Annotated in this window: 24 protein-coding genes; 21 read left to right on the top strand and 3 right to left on the bottom strand. The window is 48.2% G+C overall.

The genetic code is table 11. The annotated features are described in order from the left end of the window. Nucleotides 1–172 precede the first annotated feature (172 nt). The 5 genes from lpdA to lipB all read left to right on the top strand — a co-directional run bounded on the left by lpdA (nt 173) and on the right by lipB (nt 5,896). Nucleotides 173–1,594 (top strand): dihydrolipoyl dehydrogenase, encoded by a 1,422-nt coding sequence (gene lpdA / locus E6W40_RS15495; protein WP_136606276.1) that lies wholly within the window; start codon nt 173–175, stop codon nt 1,592–1,594. Nucleotides 1,595–1,752: 158 nt separating this feature from the next. Then, nucleotides 1,753–2,793 carry a thiamine pyrophosphate-dependent dehydrogenase E1 component subunit alpha gene (locus tag E6W40_RS15490; protein WP_136606275.1) on the top strand — a complete coding sequence of 347 codons (1,041 nt, stop codon included), beginning with the start codon at nt 1,753–1,755 and terminating at the stop codon, nt 2,791–2,793. After that, on the top strand, nt 2,784–3,770 hold the full coding sequence (locus E6W40_RS15485; protein ID WP_136606274.1) for an alpha-ketoacid dehydrogenase subunit beta: 987 nt from the start codon (nt 2,784–2,786) through the stop codon (nt 3,768–3,770). Before E6W40_RS15490 ends, E6W40_RS15485 begins: the two co-directional genes overlap by 10 nt. Nucleotides 3,771–3,790: 20 nt before the next feature. Beyond that, complete coding sequence (locus tag E6W40_RS15480) at nt 3,791–5,152, top strand: dihydrolipoamide acetyltransferase family protein (RefSeq protein WP_136606273.1); 1,362 nt, start codon at nt 3,791–3,793, stop codon at nt 5,150–5,152. 45 nt (nt 5,153–5,197) lie between these two features. Further along, the gene (gene lipB, locus E6W40_RS15475; RefSeq protein WP_136606272.1) at nt 5,198–5,896 is read left to right on the top strand and encodes a lipoyl(octanoyl) transferase LipB; all 699 of its coding nucleotides are present in this window, start codon (nt 5,198–5,200) and stop codon (nt 5,894–5,896) included. Between the two features lies 1 nt (nt 5,897). On the opposite strand, the gene prli42 is transcribed toward lipB, so the two are convergent. Then, nucleotides 5,898–5,999 (bottom strand): stressosome-associated protein Prli42, encoded by a 102-nt coding sequence (prli42, locus tag E6W40_RS15470; RefSeq protein ID WP_136606271.1) that lies wholly within the window; start codon nt 5,997–5,999, stop codon nt 5,898–5,900. A 108-nt stretch (nt 6,000–6,107) separates the two neighbouring features. Here prli42 and E6W40_RS15465 point away from each other — a divergent pair, with 108 nt between their 5' ends. After that, on the top strand, nt 6,108–7,232 hold the full coding sequence (locus E6W40_RS15465) for a M20/M25/M40 family metallo-hydrolase (protein WP_136606270.1): 1,125 nt from the start codon (nt 6,108–6,110) through the stop codon (nt 7,230–7,232). Between the two features lie 73 nt (nt 7,233–7,305). On the opposite strand, the gene E6W40_RS15460 is transcribed toward E6W40_RS15465, so the two are convergent. Together E6W40_RS15460 and mciZ are read right to left on the bottom strand one after the other, a co-directional pair. Beyond that, nucleotides 7,306–7,854, bottom strand: coding sequence for a tetratricopeptide repeat protein (locus E6W40_RS15460; protein ID WP_168928943.1), 549 nt, complete (start codon nt 7,852–7,854; stop codon nt 7,306–7,308). 512 nt (nt 7,855–8,366) lie between these two features. Next, nucleotides 8,367–8,516, bottom strand: coding sequence for a Z-ring formation inhibitor MciZ (mciZ, locus tag E6W40_RS15455; protein WP_136606268.1), 150 nt, complete (start codon nt 8,514–8,516; stop codon nt 8,367–8,369). Nucleotides 8,517–8,613: 97 nt separating this feature from the next. On the opposite strand from mciZ, the gene E6W40_RS15450 reads away from it, so the two are divergent. From E6W40_RS15450 to lysA, 15 genes are all read left to right on the top strand, one after another. Continuing rightward, on the top strand, nt 8,614–9,186 hold the full coding sequence (locus E6W40_RS15450; protein ID WP_246073021.1) for an NUDIX hydrolase: 573 nt from the start codon (nt 8,614–8,616) through the stop codon (nt 9,184–9,186). After that, the gene (locus tag E6W40_RS15445) at nt 9,183–10,415 is read left to right on the top strand and encodes an endonuclease Q family protein (RefSeq protein WP_136606266.1); all 1,233 of its coding nucleotides are present in this window, start codon (nt 9,183–9,185) and stop codon (nt 10,413–10,415) included. Before E6W40_RS15450 ends, E6W40_RS15445 begins: the two co-directional genes overlap by 4 nt. A gap of 55 nt (nt 10,416–10,470) precedes the next feature. Then, complete coding sequence (gene spoIIM, locus E6W40_RS15440; RefSeq protein ID WP_136606265.1) at nt 10,471–11,121, top strand: stage II sporulation protein M; 651 nt, start codon at nt 10,471–10,473, stop codon at nt 11,119–11,121. Nucleotides 11,122–11,214: 93 nt separating this feature from the next. Beyond that, complete coding sequence (fur, locus tag E6W40_RS15435; RefSeq protein WP_136606264.1) at nt 11,215–11,694, top strand: ferric iron uptake transcriptional regulator; 480 nt, start codon at nt 11,215–11,217, stop codon at nt 11,692–11,694. A 182-nt stretch (nt 11,695–11,876) separates the two neighbouring features. Further along, nucleotides 11,877–12,110 (top strand): DUF4227 family protein, encoded by a 234-nt coding sequence (locus E6W40_RS15430; protein WP_136606263.1) that lies wholly within the window; start codon nt 11,877–11,879, stop codon nt 12,108–12,110. Between the two features lie 87 nt (nt 12,111–12,197). Continuing rightward, a complete protein-coding gene (gene xerD, locus E6W40_RS15425) occupies nt 12,198–13,133 on the top strand; it encodes a site-specific tyrosine recombinase XerD (protein ID WP_136606262.1) in 936 nt (311 codons plus the stop codon). Beyond that, the gene (locus tag E6W40_RS15420; RefSeq protein WP_136606261.1) at nt 13,120–13,944 is read left to right on the top strand and encodes a purine-nucleoside phosphorylase; all 825 of its coding nucleotides are present in this window, start codon (nt 13,120–13,122) and stop codon (nt 13,942–13,944) included. The genes xerD and E6W40_RS15420 overlap by 14 nt, the downstream gene beginning before the upstream one ends. A 258-nt stretch (nt 13,945–14,202) precedes the next feature. Then, complete coding sequence (locus E6W40_RS15415) at nt 14,203–15,381, top strand: D-alanyl-D-alanine carboxypeptidase family protein (protein WP_136606260.1); 1,179 nt, start codon at nt 14,203–14,205, stop codon at nt 15,379–15,381. Nucleotides 15,382–15,472: 91 nt separating this feature from the next. After that, nucleotides 15,473–15,826 carry an anti-sigma F factor antagonist gene (gene spoIIAA, locus E6W40_RS15410; RefSeq protein ID WP_136606259.1) on the top strand — a complete coding sequence of 118 codons (354 nt, stop codon included), beginning with the start codon at nt 15,473–15,475 and terminating at the stop codon, nt 15,824–15,826. Beyond that, nucleotides 15,823–16,284 (top strand): anti-sigma F factor, encoded by a 462-nt coding sequence (gene spoIIAB, locus E6W40_RS15405; RefSeq protein WP_136606258.1) that lies wholly within the window; start codon nt 15,823–15,825, stop codon nt 16,282–16,284. Before spoIIAA ends, spoIIAB begins: the two co-directional genes overlap by 4 nt. Before the next feature lie 11 nt (nt 16,285–16,295). Further along, entirely contained in the window at nt 16,296–17,051 is a 756-nt protein-coding gene (gene sigF, locus E6W40_RS15400; RefSeq protein ID WP_136606257.1) for an RNA polymerase sporulation sigma factor SigF, read from the top strand. A 186-nt stretch (nt 17,052–17,237) separates the two neighbouring features. Next, entirely contained in the window at nt 17,238–17,879 is a 642-nt protein-coding gene (locus E6W40_RS15395) for a stage V sporulation protein AA (protein ID WP_136606256.1), read from the top strand. 5 nt (nt 17,880–17,884) lie between these two features. Further along, nucleotides 17,885–18,301: a stage V sporulation protein AB gene (locus E6W40_RS15390; RefSeq protein WP_136606255.1), complete on the top strand. Its 417-nt coding sequence runs from the start codon at nt 17,885–17,887 to the stop codon at nt 18,299–18,301. Between the two features lie 77 nt (nt 18,302–18,378). Then, complete coding sequence (locus tag E6W40_RS15385) at nt 18,379–20,085, top strand: spore germination protein (RefSeq protein ID WP_425464946.1); 1,707 nt, start codon at nt 18,379–18,381, stop codon at nt 20,083–20,085. Between the two features lie 117 nt (nt 20,086–20,202). Beyond that, a complete protein-coding gene (gene lysA, locus E6W40_RS15380; RefSeq protein WP_136606254.1) occupies nt 20,203–21,534 on the top strand; it encodes a diaminopimelate decarboxylase in 1,332 nt (443 codons plus the stop codon). The last annotated feature ends 54 nt before the right edge of the window (nt 21,535–21,588 follow it).

The following is a 21,588-nucleotide window of genomic DNA, read 5'->3' as shown; positions in this document are numbered from 1 at the left end:
AATTATATCATACCGTTTTCATGAACTTCTGTCCATTTCATCAGCCAATCCGATTTGTAATGAAGGAAAAAGAGAGTACAATATAAAAGATATATGAATACAGATTCATGGGGATTGCTCAGTAAAAATGAAATCCATAATTAAAAATTAATAATAAATGTGGGGGTTGAACATGACAATAACATGTGATGTAGCTGTGCTTGGCGGAGGAACCGGGGGATACGTAGCTGCAATTCGGGCCGCTCAACTCGGCAAACAGGTCGTCATCATTGAAGCGGACAAACTGGGAGGCACCTGCCTTCACCGCGGCTGTATTCCAAGCAAATCGCTTCTGCGGAGTGCTGAAGTATATGCAGAAATTCGTGAAAGCGAAAGCTTCGGAATTGAGACCTCTGGAGCGACTCTGGTTTTCCCCAAGGTACAGAACCGAAAATCTGCCATAGTAGATCAGCTGCACCAAGGAGTTCAGTATTTGATGCGGAAAAATAAGATTCAAGTGCTTCAGGGCAAAGGACGAGTGATCGGTCCATCTATTTTTTCACCGAAAAGTGGAGCTGTAGCCGTCGAGCTGGCAGATGGTGAGATGGAAACAATCGTACCAACGAATCTGATTATCGCAACAGGTTCGCGTCCACGCCATCTTCCAGGTCTTGAACCGGATGGCCGTTATATTCTAACAAGTGATGATGCGCTTGTGATGGACGAGCTTCCACAATCCATCATTATCATTGGCGGCGGCGTGATTGGTGTCGAATGGGCTTCCATGCTGAATGACTTCGGCGTTCAGGTCACTATCGTTGAAACCGCGCAGCAGCTGCTCCCTGCAGAAGATGAGGATGTGGCGCGTGAGCTGCAAAAGCTTCTTGTGAAGCGCGGAGTCATCATACACACAGGCAGCACCGTACAGACAGATACATATCAGGTTCAGGACGGACATGTCAGCATTGATGTAAGTAAGGGTGAAAAAACAGAAACACTTACTGCTTCAAGTATTCTAGTATCTGTCGGACGACAAGCCAACGTGGAAAATATCGGCCTGGAGAACACAGATGTACGTGTTGAACGCGGCTTCATCGCGGTTAACCAGCATTTGCAAACCGGCGAAGCTCATATCTATGCGATCGGAGATGTCATTGGAGGTTTGCAGCTGGCCCATGCCGCCAGTCATGAAGGTATTGCAGCCGTGAACCATCTTGCCGGTGAAGCGGTTCATCCCGTTCCGCAGCATATGATTCCACGCTGTGTATATACCCGGCCTGAAGTGGCGAGTGTAGGTATAACGGAAAAAGAAGCACGCCAAAAAGGAATGGAAGTCAAAGTCGGCAAGTTCCCGTTTCAGGCGATCGGCAAGGCATTGGTACATGGAAGAAAAGAGGGCTTTGTCAAGGTTGTAGCTGATGCTAGGAGCAATGACATCCTTGGAGTTCAAATGATCGGTGCCCATGTGACTGACCTGATTAGTGAAGCGGCCCTGGCACAGCTCCTGGATGCGACACCGTGGGAAGTAGGGCAGATGGTACATCCTCACCCAACGCTTGCTGAGGTTATCGGAGAAGGCATGCTGGCCGTGGATGGTTTGTCGATAGGGTTGTAAACCGGGAAGCGTAAGCACGCGGTAGAGAAAAGTTATAAAACCTTCTTTTTTTTTGGGGCGTAAAGGATTATAATAAGGTTAACCCAAGTCTTAGTACCAGGTTTTAATAGCAGGTTAAGAATTTGGTCGAAGGCTTTATTAATAAGGAGGTACCTCCCATGAATGAACAAGGTACTGTTGGAACAGGACATGAGCATGAGCAGCTTGGACTCAGCAACGGACAAGTGATTGACATGTACAGATATATGCTGCTCGCACGAAAGTTTGATGAGCGTAATTTGCTGCTGCAGCGGGCAGGTAAAATTAACTTCCACGTTTCAGGCGTTGGTCAGGAGACCGCACAGGTAGCTGCCGCGTTTGCTTTGGATCGGGAAAAGGATTATTTCCTGCCGTATTACCGCGATTATGGTTTTGTTTTAACCGTAGGTATGACCGTTCGTGAACTGATGCTCTCCGCTTTCGCGAAGGCAGAGGATCCGAACAGCGGCGGTCGTCAAATGCCGGGCCACTTCGGCTCCAAAAGACTGCGGATCGTCACCGGATCAAGTCCCGTTACGACGCAGGTTCCTCACGCAGTAGGCGTTGCACTGGCTGCCAAGATGAGAAAGCAGGAGCTGGTCTCTTTTGTCACATTTGGTGAAGGCTCCAGCAACCAGGGAGATTTCCACGAGGGCTGTAACTTTGCCGGCGTGCATAAACTGCCTGTCATCATTATGTGCGAAAACAATCAATATGCCATTTCGGTTCCACTTCATAAACAGATTAGCGGCAAGGTCAGCGACCGCGCCCTGGGCTACGGATTCCCTGGTATCCGCGTAGATGGCAATGATGCACTTGCTGTGTACCGTGCGGTCAAGGAAGCTCGTGAACGGGCGATCCGCGGAGAAGGTCCGACGTTGATCGAAGCGATGATGTACCGCCTGTCTCCGCATTCCACTTCTGATAATGATTTGGCTTATCGGACCAAAGAAGAAGTAGAAGAAAATTGGAAGAATGACGGTGTTGCCCGCTTTAAAGCTTACTTGATGAACTGCGGTATTTGGGATGAGACGAAGGAAGCGGATCTTCTGGAACAGCTGGCGCTAGAAATTAAGGATGCAACCGAGTATGCGGACAATGCGCCATTTCCGAAGCCAGAAGACACGATGCTTCATGTCTACGCGGATGATCGTAAAGAGGGGGAAACCACATGGCAGTAATGGAATATATCGATGCGATCCGTCTGGCCATCAAGGAAGAGATGGAGAAAGACGAAGCTGTATTTGTTCTCGGTGAGGATGTCGGTGTCAAAGGTGGTGTGTTCACGACAACCAAAGGCCTGATGGAGCAGTTCGGCGAGGAGCGGGTTATGGATACGCCGCTGGCTGAATCTGCGATTGCCGGTGTGGCCATTGGAGCCGCGATGGTTGGCATGAAGCCCATTGCGGAAATGCAGTATTCCGATTTCATGCTGCCTGCGACGAACCAAATTATCAGTGAAGCAGCCAAAATCCGTTACCGCTCCAATAATGACTGGAACTGTCCTATCGTTGTCAGAGCTCCAATTGGAGGAGGCATTTTCGGGGGGTTGTATCATTCCCAGTGTCCTGAATCCATATTTTTTGGTACACCTGGCCTTAAAATTGTCGCTCCGTTCACAGCTTATGACGCAAAGGGACTTCTCAAGGCGGCCATTCAGGACCCGGACCCTGTGCTCTTTTTCGAAAATAAAAAATGCTACAAAATGATACAGGGTGATGTGCCTCTGGACGATTATACCGTTCCGATCGGTAAAGCAAATGTGCTGCGAGAAGGTGCGGATATTACCGTTATCGGCTACAGCATGCCGCTTCATTTCTGCATGCAGGCTGCCGAAGAGCTGGAGAAGGAAGAAGGCATTACCGCCCAAATTCTCGATTTGCGTACACTGCAGCCGCTGGACCGCGACAGCATTATTGAAGCCGTCCGTAAGACCGGCAAGGTACTGATTGTTCATGAAGATAATAAAACTGGCGGCGTTGGTGCCGAGGTAGCCGCTATCATTTCCGAGGAATGCCTGTTTGATCTGGATGCCCCGATCATGCGCTGCTGCAGCCCGGATGTGCCTGCAATGCCGATCAGCCCGCCGATGGAAAAGTTCTATATGCTGAGCAAAGACAAAGTGAAAGAAGCCATGCGTCAATTGGCAATCTACTAGGGAAGCTTAGGGGTGAAAACATGTCAGAAAATCAAAAGTTAACCGACGTGGTGATGCCGCAGCTGGCTGAGTCACTGGTTTCGGCGACCATCGCCAAATGGTTGAAGCAGCCGGGGGAAAAAGTCGAGCAATACGAACCGATTTGTGAGGTTCTAACCGATAAGGTTAACGCCGAAATCCCTTCTACAGTGGATGGTGTGATGGCCGAATTAATCGCTGAAGAAGGCCAAAAGGTTGGTGTGGGAGAGATTATTTGCCGTATGGCTGTTGCCGGCCAGGCTCCTGCTCCGGCTCAAACTCAGCCTCATCAGGAATCTCCGAGTAATGCTCCAGCCGGTAATACCGGTGACCAGTCCATGAGAAGCCGCTATTCGCCGGCAGTTCAATCTTTGGCTGCCGAGCATGGAGTCAACTTAAGTGCGGTACAGGGAACCGGCATGGGTGGACGGATCACCCGCAAGGATGTTCTTGCCTTTGTAGAAAAGGGGGGCAATGGAAGCCCTTCGGCTGCAGCAGGTCAGGCTCAACAGGAGACACCGTCACCGTTTAAGGATCTGCCGCATGCGAATCCCGCGGTAACACCTGAACAGTATATTCCGCGGCCTCCCGCACCGGAAAGAAATTCGGGTCTGCATATGACGGAAAATCCTAAAATTCCGCCTATAGAGGTGGAAAGAGGCGGTGAGCGTGAGACGCTGATTGATGTAACTCCGCTCCGCAACGCAATTGCAACCAGCATGCGCCAGAGTGTGTCCGAAATTCCGCATGCTTGGACAATGGTAGAAGTGGATGTTACCAACCTCGTGCTGCTGCGCAACAAGCTGAAGGATGAATTTAAGCGCAGAGAAGGTTATAATTTAACGTATCTGGCATTCTTCTTGAAGGCTGTTGTTAATGCGATCAAGGATTATCCGATTATGAACTCCGTATGGGCAGTGAATAAAATCATCGTTAAGCGCGATATCAATATTTCACTGGCTGTCGGTACGGAAGATTCAGTTATGACTCCTGTCATTCAACGTGCGGATCAGAAGAATATTGCGGGCTTGGCACGGGAGATCGAAGAGCTCGCTACGAAGACCCGCCAGGGCAAGCTAAAGCTTGACGATATGCAGGGAGGTACCTTCACCGTCAACAATACGGGTTCATTCGGTTCCATCCTGTCCTATCCGATTATCAACTACCCTCAGGCGGCTATTCTGACATTCGAATCGATCGTCAAGCGTCCGGTTGTCATTAATGATATGATCGCGGTCCGCTCCATGGCCAATATCTGTTTGTCCTTGGATCACCGGATTCTTGATGGGGTTATCTGCGGACGATTCCTGCAGCGTGTCAAGGAAAACATCGAAGCCTATACGCTGGATACTAAAGTTTATTAAAAACTGGCAGTACATTCATCATCAGGGAGAGGGCGTGATTCATTCATGAGCAAAGCACTTAATGTTTCCTATACGCCGATGATGGGTTATGATGCAGCATGGGATTTGCAAAAATCAATCGTAAAAAGCATTGACCTTGGAGAGCAGCAGGATACCCTGCTGCTCTTGCAGCATCCGCCAACCTACACCATTGGTTCCCAAAGACATCCGGAGCATCTGCTTCTCAGCAAACAAGAGCTGGAGGAGAAGGGCATCGGCTTATTCGAAATCGATCGCGGTGGTGATATTACATACCATGGACCCGGACAGCTGGTAGGGTATCCTTTGCTTCTGCTGGAAGGAGAAGGACTGGATCTTCACGGGTATTTGCGCAGCCTTGAGCAAGTCATTATCAACTATTTAAAGCACTATGGAATTGAGGCGGGACGTAAGCCTGAGTATACAGGTGTGTGGGTTGGGGATTTGAAAGTTTGCGCAATCGGGGTCAAATTCAATAAATGCCGCAGTCGCCGTGCGTTTGTAACCAGTCACGGGTTCGCATTTAACATCAAGGCAGGGATCGAAGATCAGGGCTTTAAGGGAATAATCCCTTGCGGAATTCAGGATTTCGGTGTGACTTCCATGGAAGAATGCACGGGTCAATCTTTTACTGTCGAACAGGTTGCGAAAGAAATCATGCCTTTCTTTACCGAAGTCTTTTCGTACGAGGTGAATGGGGAACAAGTAACTGATACAGCCCGCTGAATCAGCGGGCGATCAGGGATTCAACCACTCCGAAAATAACGGAGCCAACCATGGCGATCAGCATCAGGTAAATAAAAACACGAAACCATTTTTTATTTTGCATAGTTACTCCTTTACAGATTGAAGATATATGGATTGCAGTATGACTTTGATCTTGATAGACAGGCTGCTATGTTTATTGTAACTTAACCATGAGAGAGAGGAAAGTCCAATGATCAGACAAGACCGTTTAGTTGAAGAATTTATGGAACTCGTGAAAGTGGACAGCGAGACAGGACATGAAGAAGATATCTCTATCGTTCTGAAAAAGAAATTCACGGACCTCGGACTGAAGGTTATCGAGGATGACTCCAAGTCAAGAACAGGCCACGGCGCAGGTAATCTGATTGTTACAATAGAAGGAACGCCGGGTTCCAAAGCTCCCAAACTGTTCTTCACATGCCATATGGATACGGTAACGCCGGGCAAGGGCATTAAGCCAACACTTGGTGAAGATGGCTGGATTACAAGTGATGGAACAACCATTCTTGGTTCAGATGACAAGGCTGGACTAGCGGTACTTTTAGAAGCGACTAAGGTTCTTCAGGAACAACAAATTGATCATGGCCAAATTCAGTTTGTTATTACAGCGGGTGAAGAGTCCGGATTACTTGGAGCGCGCTGCATGGATCCGAAATATTTGGATGCAGAGCTGGGCTACGCCATTGATTCCAATGGTGAAATAGGTGCCATAGCCGTAGCCGCTCCAACACAAGCTAAAGTTAAAATGAAGATCTTTGGAAAATCTGCTCATGCCGGTGTTAATCCGGAAGACGGTATCAGTGCCATTCAGGTAGCTTCCAAAGCGATATCCCGTATGAAGCTGGGCAGACTGGATCATGAGACAACAGCCAACATCGGTAAATTTGCCGGGGGCGGTGCTACCAATGTGGTATGCGATTATGTCGAACTTGACGCAGAAGCGCGCAGTATTGTCCAGGACAAAGTCGAACGCCAAATTGAACATATGCGAGAAGCGCTGCACAGTGCCGTACAGGAATGTGGAGCGAAATGTGAATTCATCAGTGAAATTGTATATCCTGCCTTTAACTTTGGTGAGAATGATGAGGTTGTTCAGCTGGCGCAGCGGGCCATTGCAAATATAGATCTCAGCAGCCGTACTTTCCATTCCGGAGGCGGAAGTGACGCGAATATTTTTAATGGTATGGGGGTTCCAACCGTTAATTTGGCACTTGGCTATGAAAATATTCATACGACCAAAGAACGTATTCGTGCAGTAGATATGGCGAAAGCAGCCGAAATGGTTATCAGTATTATTCGTGAGACAACGAAATAAGAGAATAAATAACAAAAAGGCTATTCCAAGTCGGCATACTAAACCGGCTTGGAGAGCCTTTTTTTAATGTATATTAATGAAATAATTTGGCTGAGGATGCCGTATGATTCTGCTGCTGGGCTGGTGTCCATTCCGTATGCCACTGTGTAATATTCAGTATCTGCAGAGCACGAGTGATATTGCTTAAATAACGATCGGTCTTGAGAAACATTTCACTGTCGATGATGCTGCTTTCCAGTCTGGAGATCAAAGAACCTCTCGTTTGCTGCAGGTAGCAGGAGGCAGCACCAAATCTGGCTGGTGAATGGTTAGGATCCGTGCTGTAAATCGCTTCAAATACGGATGCGGCTTCCTCGTAATGACCGGCGTCATATTGAATCTCGGCGGCAATGAAGCAAATTTCAAGCGATATCTGGCTTCGATCATAAAGAGGCAGCTGATCCATTTCGGATATTCGCATTGCGACCAATTCACGATACCCCTGTTGGTACAAGGTATAGATTAATTCATTGTACTCCTGTGTTGTCGGACTTGATAGGATGGTGAGCGCTTCATCGATCTTTCCTAGAGTGATGGCGGTTTTGGCTGTTTCCAAAGCTTCATACCTGGATAAGACAGGCATGCCGATTCCTCCCTTCATACCATACAGGCAACATTTACATACATGAATAACTTCCGTGACTCTGATCATTTGCTGAGCAGTCACAAGCAGTACACGATCATGATTCATTGGCGTTCGTGATCATAGGTTGAGCGCTTCCTTGAATTGATTTTATTTAAATCAGACATAGTATGTAGTGGACTTGATTAAATTCAGAGCAGGATTGTTCACCTATGAAAGACGTATACAGTTCTGCCGCTGCATTATAGGTACCAAGTGCCCAGAGAGCTTCCGCAGCAAGTATCGCGGTATGTGGGAGTGATCGGGAAGCGGCGGAGGTAAGTTGAAGGGCTATATCATTGTCATTTATCCCCATCCGGGAAAGCATGGTCATTGTCCCTCCGCTATATATAACAACTTTAGCTGTCATTTGTTATAAGAAGCGCATTAAAAAGTTAAAAAAAACGAAAAATCCATGTCATTTCTCACATTTATTGATAGATTTACTAAAAACCGATGCTTTTGACACTGCTTTAGCCATTACATTTGTCTTTAGACCCATTCAGGATGGCTGCCAATGGGGTATGAGGTTCTGTTTCTTTCATCCATTGTTTAAGCATGATTCGGATCTGCCAAGCCTGTCCAACCATATGAAATGAGTTGCCTGTACGGTAGCTTTTCATTTGCCTTCCTTCTTTCCGCTTGAAGTTTGTTATAATAACACCATATGTGTCAGCTTGTACAAACATGCTTGTTTTTATAATAAGGAGAGATGAGACGTTGAAAGAAATTTCGAAACAGAACTCAAAACTTGACGAAGTAACGATCTCAACCAAGCCCATTTTTGAAGGGAAGATCATTTCACTGCAGATTGATACCGTCGAATTACCGGATGGGAGTGCAGCTTCCAGAGAGATTATCAAACATCCAGGGGCGGTAGCCGTAATTGCAGTGCATGGAGATAAAATCATTATGGTGGATCAGTTTCGGCAGGCTATGGGCCGCTGCGAGCTGGAAATACCAGCAGGGAAGCTTGAAAAAGGGGAAGATCCGCTGGAGGCTGCCAAACGGGAACTGCAGGAGGAAACCGGTTATGTTTGCAAAAACATCAAACTGTTACACTCCTTCTATACATCGCCGGGGTTTGCTGACGAGATCATTCATTTATATGTAGCGGAAGAACTCGAAAGCGGGGATGCTGCTCCGGATGAGGATGAATTTCTTGAACTTTATGAGCTTTCTCTTGCAGAGGCGGAAGAGGCTGTCGCTTCAGGTAGAATCAGCGATGCCAAAACCATTATGGCTGTCTATGCCTTGAAGCTGAAGCAAGCGACAGGGGCATTTGGGCTATGAAAAAGGAAGCTGAAGATTTGGCGCAAAAAGATAACAGCTGTTTAAATGAGTACTACGCCGATCTGCATATCCATATTGGCCGTACGACTTCTGGACAGGCAGTAAAAATCAGCGGCAGCAAGGACCTGTCTTTTGCCAATATCGCTAAGGAAGCTGCCGGCCGCAAGGGCATCGACCTGATCGGGATCATCGACTGTCATTCGCCTGAAGTGCAAAAGGACATTATGGATTGTCTTTACGCAGGTGACATGAGTGAACTTGAAGGCGGAGGCATATCCTACCAAGGCACGACGATTTTGCTAGGCAGTGAAATTGAGATTTTCGAGGAAGGCAAGGGAGCCGCGCATCTGCTTGCTTATTTCCCGGATTTATCTGTCATGCAGCATTTTACGGCATGGATGACGAAGCATATGAAAAATGTCAATCTCAGCTCCCAGCGTATTTATGTGCCTGCACGCAAGCTGCAGGAGGAAATCTACGCCAGAGGCGGCATCATGATTCCTGCTCATGTGTTCACCCCGCATAAAGGTATTTATGGAAACGTGACACCCCGTATGTCCGAGGTTCTGGACCTGGATATGATCAGCGGCGTGGAGCTTGGACTCAGCTCTGATTCCGAGATGGCCGGATTGATTTCCGAGCTCGACAGATTCACCTTTGTTACGAACTCGGATGCCCATTCCCTTGGGAAGATCGGCCGGGAGTATAACCGGATCAAGCTGGCGGAGCCAAGCTTTAATGAACTTGTTCTGGCGCTTGGCAATAAAGAGGGGCGTCGGGTAACCGCCAACTTCGGCTTGAATCCTCGTCTTGGAAAATACCACCGTACTTATTGCCTGAGCTGCAGCCGTATCCTGGACCAGAATGAAGCCGTGACGGGCGCATGCCCGCACTGCGGCGGACTGAAGAAGGTTCAGGGAGTATTGGACCGGATTCTGGATATCGCCGACCGCAAGGAATCCTGGAGTCCTGCTTCGCGTCCAGCCTATCATTATCAGGTGCCGCTGGAGTTTATTCCGGGCCTTGGCAAAGTCACGATGAAAAAGCTGCTGGACCGGTTTGGAACGGAAATGTCCATTTTGCATAGAACTGACGAAGCGGAGCTGGCCGAGGTTGTTGGAGGCAGCATGGCAAAGCAAATTGTCATGGCAAGAAACGGCTCGTTGTCCCTCACTTCCGGCGGGGGAGGAACCTACGGAAGAGTAGCAGCATCAATAGACAAGACATAGTTTGGAGCTTGTCTTCATAGAGTAGAGGTATGTGATAGGAAGGGGGAAATCCTGTATGCGAACTTTCCGCCATACCTTGAAGGAGCAAACGGTTCTCTATATTTTTGTCGCCGTGCTGTTTCTTGTCGGGGTCATCTTCGGTGCTCTAATGGTGAATGCATTGTCGCTGGAGCAGCAGCAGGACCTGGGGCGGTATCTTCAGAACTTTTTCATTACGGTGGATCAAAGTGAACCAGGAACGGGCGCCGCAGAATCGTTCTGGAATATCGCGGGCTTGCATTTGAAATGGGTGGGCTTGATCTGGTTTCTAGGGCTGTCGGTTATCGGTTTGCCGGGGATTCTTATTCTTGATTTCTTGAAAGGTGTTTTGATCGGGTTCTCGGTGGGCTATCTGGTGGGGCAATTTTCTTGGAAGGGACTGCTCTTTGCACTGGTATCCGTGGCACCGCCCAATCTATTGATTATCCCGGTTCTGATTGTGACCAGTGTATCTGCCATCGCCTTTTCATTGCATGTGATCAAAAATAGGGTCATGATGCATAATCGTGTCAATGTCGTTCGCCCATTTGCATCTTATGTCGGTTTGACTGTGTTAATGTGTCTGATTATGCTGGGAATTTCATCGTTTGAAGCCTGGGTGACTCCGGAGATGATGAAATGGGTAACTCCAACACTACTGGAGACCGTGGTAGTGCCTGGGATGTAAGTAAAATCGTTTGACTTTGCGGCTCAACTCCCCCTATAATGTAAGATGTGATATAGCAAATGGTGCAGTGATTTTCCTGTGGGGAGGGAGAAAATGGAAGCGCGGATCGATAAAATCAAACAACAATTGCAATCCCAGGGCTATAAACTGACACCCCAGCGGGAAGCTACCGTCAGAGTTTTGCTCGAGAATGAAGAAGATCACCTCAGTGCGGAGGATGTTTTCATGCTCGTCAAAGAAAAGGCTCCTGAAATCGGTCTGGCTACCGTATACCGTACCCTTGAGCTGCTCAGTGAACTGCATGTCGTGGAAAAGATTAATTTCGGCGATGGCGTTGCAAGATATGATTTGCGGACTGATACCGCAAAACACCACCACCATCATCTGATCTGCGTGAAATGCGGCAGCATGGATGAAATCCGCGAGGATTGGCTGGGACCGCTGGAAGAGCGGCTGGAACGCGAGTTTAATTTTACGGTTTCCGATCACCGGCTTGATTTTCATGGAATTTGTTACCGCTGCAAGGATAAGGAAGAAAGCCAGCGCAGCGATGACAAGAAGTCGGATAATTAACAATCGGATATGATCCTCCAAGATCACAAGCTCTCGCCGGCATAATGTTTGCCGGAGAGGGCTTTTTTGGTGACTTAAAGACGCAGGCTTGTCATACTACCGGATAAAGATTCATAAGCTTAAATAACGAGAAGATGGCAGAAACCCGCCATTAGTTTTTATTTTCCGGGAGAGTGATTCGGATGGTCATATCAATGCGTAAATGCTTGGCTTCCTTGAAATTTTTGCTTGTCTTTGCGGCGCTTACATATACACTGTATCAGCTGTTTGGTTTGATCGGTGCATGGATTACCCCTGTAGATCATTACCGCATACCGGAGGGACATGCCGTAAAGGCTTTCCAACCGTCGGATAAGGCCAAATCAGGTGAAATGATGGGTGACCGGCTGCGTTTTTTCTACTGGTACGGGGAATAGCAGCGGGCATTATTGCAGGGAACCAGACGTTTGTTGTCGAATTATTGAATGGATCGGCTAATCTAACCGAAGGAGCTTTATTAACTTATGATGCAGTATGTTCAGTCCTTCATTCGTTATATAGGTGATGAGAAGGGTTTGTCACAAAACACGCTCGAATCCTATCAGCGCGACCTGCTGCAATTTTTTGAGTTTATAGAGAAGCAGGGGATTGAGTCGGCGGACCAGATTAAGAAGATCCATATTTCCATGTATATGAATAATCTCAAGGGCCACAGTTTCGCATCATCCACGCTAACAAGGAAGCTGGTGTCGCTGCGTTCTTTTTTTCATTACATGGTCAAGGAGTCACTGCTCGAACAGGATCCTACACTTTACATGGAGTCACCAAAGCTGGAAAAGAAGGTTCCTCAGGTCTTAACCGTGGAGCAGGTAGAACGCCTGCTGGCAGCGCCGGAGATGTCGTCCCCGCCGGGAATGAGGGATAAGGCGATGTTGGAACTGCTGTATGCCACAGGCATGAAGGTATCGGAGCTGATGGCGCTCAATCTGGATGACGTGAACCCGGACATGAAGTTTCTCCGGTGTACAAGCAGCTCAGGGAAAGAGCGGGTGCTGCCGATCAGCAGCATTTCAGCCAATGTCGTGGGAACGTATATGTCGCAGATGCGGCCGAAGCTGGCCCGGGAACAGCAGGAAAAGGCGCTGTTTCTAAATAATCTGGGGACAAGATTGACCCGGCAGGGATTTTGGAAAATACTGAAGAAATACGCCGCGGAATCCGGCATAAACGGGGATATTACTCCTCACACGCTGCGTCATTCCTTTGCGGCACATTTGCTGGAGGATGGGGCCGATATAAGGTCCGTGCAGGAAATGCTGGGACACAGCGATATCTCAACTACCCAAATATACGGCGCCTTAACGAAAAAAGCGATGAAGGATGTATATGAAAACCATCATCCGCGGGAGCGCATGTATTCAACACAATTGAAGGAGAGATCTTCATATGACAACGATTAATCAGACAGTCATTCAAGAGGCGGCAGCTTATATTCAAAGCAAAACAGAAGCGAAACCGGAGGTAGGCCTGATTTTAGGATCAGGGCTGGGTGTTCTTGCGGATTTGATTCAGGACGGTATTTCGATTCCTTATCAGGATATTCCTCATTTCCCAGTGTCCACTGTAGAAGGACATGACGGTGAGCTGCTGCTCGGGACTATCGAAGGACGTGCTGTAGTCATGATGAAAGGCCGTTTCCATATGTATGAAGGATATGGCCCTGAAGTGACGGCATTTCCGGTACGCGTGATGAAGGAGCTGGGTGTTTCAAGCCTGCTCGTAACCAATGCAGCCGGAGGCGTGAATACCTCCTATGAGCCAGGGGACCTGATGGTGATTTCGGATCATTTAAATCTCACTGGCAAAAATCCGCTCATCGGTCCTAATGACGCTGCACTTGGCGTGCGTTTCCCGGATATGTCCGAAGGCTACAGCCGCCGTCTGCGCAAGCTTCTGAAGGATACGGCTGAATCCAAAGGCATTCATGTCCAAGAAGGGGTATATGCAGGACTGCTGGGTCCTACCTATGAAACTCCTGCTGAAATCAGAATGCTGCGGACTCTGGGCGCTGACGCTGTAGGAATGTCAACGGTATCAGAAACCATCGTAGCTCGCCATGCCGGACTCGAAGTGCTTGGTATTTCCTGCATCAGCAACATGGCTGCGGGGATATTGGACCAGCCGCTTTCGCATGACGAAGTCATGGAAACCACGGACCGCGTGCGTGAGAAATTCCTGAGCCTCGTGCTCGCTGTCATTCCGAACATGTAAGACTGGAGCATAACCTTTTTCTTAATCAAATGAATGTGAATGTCCACAGGTCATAGACCTGTGGATTTTTTTTGTTCGGTTTCCCCAAAATTTTCCTTCGTATCCCACCTTTGCATGGAATATTTTTCTGCCAACCTGACGACACTGGAAAACAGCAGCAATATCAGAATTTTTGTGAATTCACGCAGGCTTTAGGGTGATGCAGGATTTCCAAAATTCTCATATCACTAATGACCAGAGGTCAGGAGGGGACTTATTTTGAAAAAAACGCTATTGGCAGTTGTGCTTATGTTATGCTTTTCGACTGCTTTTCCGCAAATGGGATCTGCTGAGGAAAAGGCCAAGCAGTCCGCCCAAGCGGAACTCGCGGCAAATGCCAAGTCTGCCATCCTCATGGATGCGGATACAGGAACTATTATCTATGAAAAAAACAGCCATGATAAACTGCCGCCAGCCAGTATCACCAAGATCATGACCATGCTGCTTACCATGGAGGCAATTGACTCCGGGAAGCTGAAGCTGACCGACATGGTCCGCACGAGTGAATATGCTGCATCCATGGGAGGCTCGCAGATTTTCCTGGAACCAGGCGAGGAAATGTCTGTCAATGAAATGCTGAAAGGGATTGCGATGGCATCGGGTAATGATGCTTCTGTCGCGATGGCAGAGAAGCTCGCCGGAACCGAAGAAGCCTTCGTTCAAATGATGAATGACAAGGTGCAGGAGCTGGGACTTACGGACACCCATTTTGCTAACTGTAACGGACTTCCTGCGGAAAATCACTACTCCTCTGCACATGATATTGCGGTGATCAGCCGTGAGCTTTTGAAGCATAAGGAAATTACCAAATACACCGGCTCATATCAGGATTATCTGCGCAAAGATTCACAGAAGCCGTTCTGGCTCGTAAATACGAACAAGCTGGTTCGCTTTTATACCGGGGCCGACGGATTGAAAACAGGATACACCTCTGAAGCGAAGTTCTGCCTTTCGGCTACCGCCGTGAATGGTAATCTAAGAGCGGTTGCAGTTGTACTCGGCGAGCCGAACACAAAGACGCGTAATGAAGAAGTGTCCAAGATGTTTGATTATATGTTTGCGCAGTACAGTACCCATACGATATTCAAACCGGGAGATACGATCGGAACGGTAAAAATCAATAAAGGCAATGTCAAGGAACTGACGCTTACCGCCGGACAAAACTACAGTGTTCTTCTGAAGAAAAATGCCAAAGCGGAGGGCGTTCGTCATGAGATCCAAGTTCCGAAAGAAGTAAAAGCCCCGGTTCAGGCTGGACAGGTGCTCGGTAAGCTGGTGGTTTACCAAGGCGACAAAGTTCTCAAGGAATTCGAGCTCAAATCCCCTGAACAGATCGGAAAGGCGAGCTGGTGGAAGCTTTTCAAGCGAACGACAGCCAAATTATTTCTTGTAGATTGATAGCAGTTTTCTTCTAGTTTTGTCGGGGTGCAGGAATCTCTTTTTACTGCGTAGAAATCCTTGTTCAAGACAGGAAGGAGAGTGAGCAGGCGTGAATTTGCAAGTGGAAATGGAACATCACCGCAAAACACTGATTGTCCGTCTATCCGGAGAGCTTGATCATCATACAGCCGATCATGTCCGTTTACAGCTGGATGAATCCATCCAGAAAGGACAAACGGAGCATTTGGTGCTCAGTTTCAAACATTTACAGTTTATGGATAGTTCCGGACTTGGCGTTATTTTGGGACGGTACAAGCTGATCAAAAGCAAAGGCGGCAAGATGGCGGTATGCGATGTGAATGAAGCGGTCTATCGTCTACTAGACATGTCCGGGTTGTTTAAGATCATGCCTATTTATGATAACGAGGGCCAGGCGCTCTCGGGACTGGAGGTTGTGTCATGAATGAAGAAAAGGCTCCGCAGCGCAATTTCATGACGCTCCAATTTTCATCCAAATCCGAAAATGAATCTTTTGCCCGAGTAACGGTTGCGGCCTTTATTTCCCAGCTTGACCCGACGATGGATGAATTGAGCGATCTGAAAACGGTCATTTCGGAAGCGGTCACGAACAGTGTTATTCACGGTTATGACAGCAATCCGGAAGGGAAGGTCACTATCACCGCCGAGATTATCGGCGACACGGTTACCATTACCGTTGAAGATAAGGGAGCCGGCATTGAGGATTTGGATTTGGCAAGGCAGCCGCTATACACGTCAAAGCCTGAACTGGAGAGATCAGGAATGGGATTTACGATCATGGAAAACTTCATGGATGAGTTTGAAGTTTCCAGCGAACCTGGCTCCGGTACATCGATCAGGATGAAGAAAAGGATTGAATCCAAGAAAGCTTTGTATAATTAGGGGTTGGGCGCATGGATGCTGATGTGAAAAAACCTTCTCAGACCTATCTGGAAGATGCGGAAGTCAAACGTCTGATCGCACTGAGTCAGACCGGTGACAGCATGGCCCGCGATACGCTGGTAAACTGCAACATCCGTCTCGTCTGGTCCGTTGTACAAAGGTTCATGAACCGCGGCTATGAGCCCGAGGATCTGTTTCAGATCGGCTGTATCGGTTTGCTGAAGTCTGTTGATAAATTTGATTTGAGCTACGATGTTAAATTTTCAACGTATGCTGTTCCCATGATTATCGGAGAGATTCAGCGTTTCCTGCGGGATGACGGCACACTCAAGGTCAGCCGCTCCTTGAAGGAAATGGCCAATAAGGTCCGGAAGAAAAAGGACGAGATGTCGAAGCATCTGGACCGACTGCCTACGATCAAAGAGGTTGCTGAAGAGCTCGGGGTAACGCCGGAGGAAGTGGTTTTCGCCCAGGAAGCCAACAAGCCGCCAACCTCTATTCATGAAACCGTATTTGAGAATGACGGGGATCCGATCACGCTTATGGATCAGATTGCTGACGACTCCCAGGAACGGTGGTTTGATAAGCTTGCTCTGAACGAGGCCATAGACGGCCTCTCCGAGCGTGAGAAGCTGATTGTATATCTACGGTATTACCGCGATCAGACGCAGTCGGAGGTAGCCGCGAGGCTTGGGATATCACAGGTGCAGGTATCTCGTCTGGAAAAGAAAATATTGCAGCTGATCCGTGATCAGATTGCGCAATGAAGATCAATAGATCGGCCAGGGATAACCTTGGCCGGTCTATTTTTTTGTTATGACATGGAGAGTGAGTAAAGGGATGCCGTGACTTTTTGAGGCTGCCCCTTTTTATGGTGAAATTGCAATACCTGACTAGAAAACTGCGCTATTTCCTATACTAACGTCAATGAAACAGCAAAGGAGTGATAGGGAATGTCTCCAAATCCGGCTCCTACGGTGTACCTGCAGCTGCGCAGCCGCGTGCCGATAAGTCAGGGAAGGAATGTAACACTCGGGCATGTAGCCCGGATATTGAGTGACCCGGAGTGGGAGACGCAGCTTCGCAATCTTGAGCTGGTACAGCCGCATAAATGGGACGGTAACTTGTTACTTATTGATCTTATGCAAATCATTCCAAAGGTGCAGGAGCTTATCCCTGGCGCCAAAATCGAACCGATCGGACAGCATCATGTGGTTGTGGAAGTGATCAAAAAACCTAAAAAGCCCTCGATGCTGCTATTTCTGCTCGTCTGGCTGCTGCTATTCTTCGGATCTGCGCTTACCATTATGAATTTCCACGCGGACGTGAACATGCAGGAGGTCCAGATCCGGACGGTGGAGATGCTGACAGGCAAACGGGACGAGCATCCGTATTTGTTCCAGACAGCGTATTCCTTCGGTATCGGATTTGGTATGGTGGTTTTTTTTAATCATCTGTTCAAGAAAAAATGGAACGAAGAGCCGACGCCGCTTGAAGTCGAGATGTATCTCTACCAGGAGAATATCGACCAATACGTCGTTGCCCAGGAATATAAGCGGATGAAATCATCACAAAATCAGGGTGATAAGACTTGAATAGCATGCTGGGATGGATTGTACAAATTTTGCTTGGCATCGCAGGCGGTATTGCGGTAGGCGGAGGTGTCATTGCGTTGTTTATCGTACTCGACATGATTCCGCGGTTAGCTCAGTTGACCAAATCATATCATAGGGTTCATTGGTATGAGGGTGCTATGGTGTCGGGTTCGCTGATAGGTACGGTTTTTGATTTTTGGAACTGGAAGATGTCACTCGGGGCATGGTCCGGATTTATCGTTGGTTTGTTCAACGGGATCTTCGTTGGCCTGCTGGCAGCGGCCCTGACAGAAGTTCTGAATGTGCTTCCGATTTTGGCGAAGAGATTGAGAATGATTCACTATTTGTTTGGTTTGCTAATGGCTATGGTGACCGGAAAGGTGGCAGGCTCACTGTTTGACTGGTTTGTATACAGAAAGTAAGACGCGAAAGGTGCGGGTGGATTATGAACAAGCATGAGAACGAACAGAACAGCGTAGAGGATCCGTCAGGACTATCGATGCTGATGCAGCATGGTCAGGAGAAAGCAGACAAGGAGCAGGAAAACAAGGAGCAGGGAAATAAAGCTTCTGGCGAAGAAAGGGAGCAGGAGGAGGGAAAGAAGGAATCAGCAAATTCTTCCGAAGAAGGTGATCCGGAGGAGTCAGATAAGCTAAAGGCCCAGGAAAAGAAGCGGGAGGCGGAGAAGTCCGACTCGGTTGAGGAGTCCGTCATTTATTGGCAGCAGACCGATGATGTACAGGGAAGCCTGGACCGGACGAAGGCAACGTTGAAGGAAGTTGTTGGTCTTGGAACCTCCTTTGACATCGTATTCCGCGAGATGACGCTGGCCGAACAGAGAACGGGCTTATTCTTTGTCAATGGCTTCGCCAAGGATAATATTATGCTGGAAATTCTGAAAAGGCTGACATATTTGACTGCGGATCAGCTGTCAACGGATGCGCTGCGCTCCTTTTTCGAATGCTATATCCCGCATATTCAGGTTGAAGTCGATAAAAAGCTGAGCTCGACGATCAATAAGGTGCTGATGGGAATGTCCGCCCTCTTTATCGAGGGTGAGCATGCAGCAATCGTGATGGATACACGTACGTTTCCTGTACGCAGCCCGGAAGAGCCAAGTATTGAAAGAGTTGTGCGCGGAGCAAGAGATGGCTTTACCGAAACACTGCTGAGCAATGTGGCACTCGTCCGCAGGCGTCTGCGCGATCCGGGCCTCAAATGCGACCTGGTGCAGGTGGGCAGACGCACACGCACGGATGTATGTATTGCATATATTGATGACATCGTTGATAAAGTGCAGGTAGATTCCATCCGGGAGAAGATTAAAGGATTGGATATTGAAGGGCTTCCGCTGGCGGATAAACAGCTGGAGGAAGCCATTATCAATAAAGGCTGGCATCCCTATCCGTTAGTTCGCTATTCGGAACGTCCCGATTTGGTTTCTGCCCATTTGCTTGCGGGCAGAGTGGCCGTATTCGTGGATACCTCCCCCAGCGTGATGGTCATGCCGACGACCTTTTTTGATTTATGCCAGCATGCCGAAGAAAACCGGCAAACACCGTTCATGGGCACGTACCTTAGATGGGTCCGCTTCCTCGGTATTTTCGCCTCGATGTTTCTTCTGCCACTCTGGATGCTCTTTGTGGTGAATCCTGAATTGAAGCCGGCTGTACTGGATTTTATCGGGCCGCATGATCATGGCAAAATCCCTATAATCGCACAATTTCTCATGGTCGAATTTGGGGTTGACTTGCTGCGCTTGGCTGCGGTTCATACACCGACGCCATTGGCATCGGCTATGGGTCTCATCGCGGCGATCTTGGTCGGCGATATAGCTGTCAAGACAGGTCTGTTTGTAAATGAAGTCGTGTTGTATATGGCTGTTGCCGCCATCGGAATGTTCGCGACACCGAGCTATGAGCTCGGGCTCGCCAATCGGATAGTAAGACTGGTGCTCTTGGTAGCAGTGGCTATTTTTAAAGTTCAGGGCTTCGTCGTTGGCACCACGCTGCTCATCCTGCTGTTGACAATGCACCGGTCCTACAATTCTTCATATTTGTGGCCATTTATACCTTTTAATGCAAAAGCACTGGCAAGTGTTTTATTCCGTTTTCCGCTGCTTGAATCCAAGAAAAGGCCATCCTTCAACAAAACAAGGGATAATACTCGAATGGCTCCAAATCCGGACAATACCGACCAATCGTAGAAAAATACAAATGATGTGCATAAAAATCCATTCAAACTCTTCCGTTGTCTGTTATACTGGTGTAAAAGTTCAGATGGAATCTTTACATGTTCCACAGAAAGCGAAGGGATGCTGAATATGTTCTTACATGGTACAAGTCAAATAAATGCAGCCGGACATCTGGAGATCGGTGGATGCGATGTTACGGATCTCAAGGCCAAGTACGGAACCCCGCTCTATGTCGTGGATGAAGATCTGGTGCGCCAGCGCTGTCAGCAGTATGTAGCCGCTTTTCGCGCGTCAGGACTGAAATTCCAGGTAGCATATGCGAGCAAAGCGTTCTGCGTTATGGCCATGTGCCGTATTGCGGATCAGGAGGGTATGTCACTGGATGTCGTTTCTGACGGTGAGCTGTACACGGCTCTGCAGGCGGGTTTTCCGGCCAAGCGCATTCATTTTCACGGCAACAACAAGACACTTGAAGAGATTGAAATGGCGATTGATGCCGAAATCGGCTGCTTCGTTGTGGACAACTTGATTGAGCTTCATCTTCTCAATGCGGTGGCTGCCGAGAAAAATGTAAGTGTACAAATTTTGCTCCGCGTAACACCAGGTGTTGAAGCGCATACTCATGAGTATATTTCCACAGGCCAAACCGATTCGAAATTCGGTTTTGACATCGGAAATGGTTCTGCATTTGAAGCTGTGAAGCTGGCATCCGAACAGTCCAATCTGGATCTGCTTGGTGTGCACTCCCATATCGGATCTCAGATTTTTGAGGTAGAGGGCTTTGAAATGGCTGTCCAAAGAGTTGCGGAATTCGCTCAGCGGGTTCATCAAGAGCTTGGCGTACAGTTCAAAGTGGTCAATCTTGGCGGAGGCTTTGGTATCCGTTATGTGGAAGGCGACACACCGCTTGAGGTTTCGCAGTATGTCAAAGCGATCACCGATGCAGTCAAAACACATTTCTCCAGCTGGTCTTCAGAAGTACCTGAAATCTGGGTAGAGCCGGGACGCAGCATCGTTGGAGATGCCGGCACGACGTTGTATACCGTAGGAACAAGCAAGGATATTCCCGGCGTTCGCAAGTATGTGGCCGTTGACGGAGGCATGACGGATAATCCGCGTCCTGCTTTGTACGAATCCAAGTATGAAGCAGTGCTCGCTAACCGTGCCAATGAACCGATTCAAGAAACGGTTTCGATTGCCGGTAAATGCTGCGAGAGCGGAGATATGCTGATCTGGGATCTGGATCTGCCGAAGGTAAACAGTGGCGATTTGCTGGCTGTTGCCTGCACGGGAGCATACAACTATTCCATGGCCAGCAATTATAACCGGATTCGCCGTCCGGCGGTTGTCTTTGTCAATCAGGGCGAAAGCGATCTGGTTGTACGCCGGGAAACACTGCAGGATATCATTGGCAATGATATGGTACCTGAGCGTATTAGCAAGCAGGCTGTTCTGAAATAGAAATCAGCCGTACTTAAAGCAAGAATTGGTGAAGAACAAAACACGAAAAGAATC

Origin of the sequence: Paenibacillus dokdonensis, assembly GCF_004916975.1 — a bacterium.
In the GTDB taxonomy this organism is placed as follows: domain Bacteria; phylum Bacillota; class Bacilli; order Paenibacillales; family Paenibacillaceae; genus Paenibacillus_AQ; species Paenibacillus_AQ dokdonensis.
Note: the sequence above shows the minus strand (reverse complement) of the source record. Positions and strands in the feature narration are given on the sequence as shown.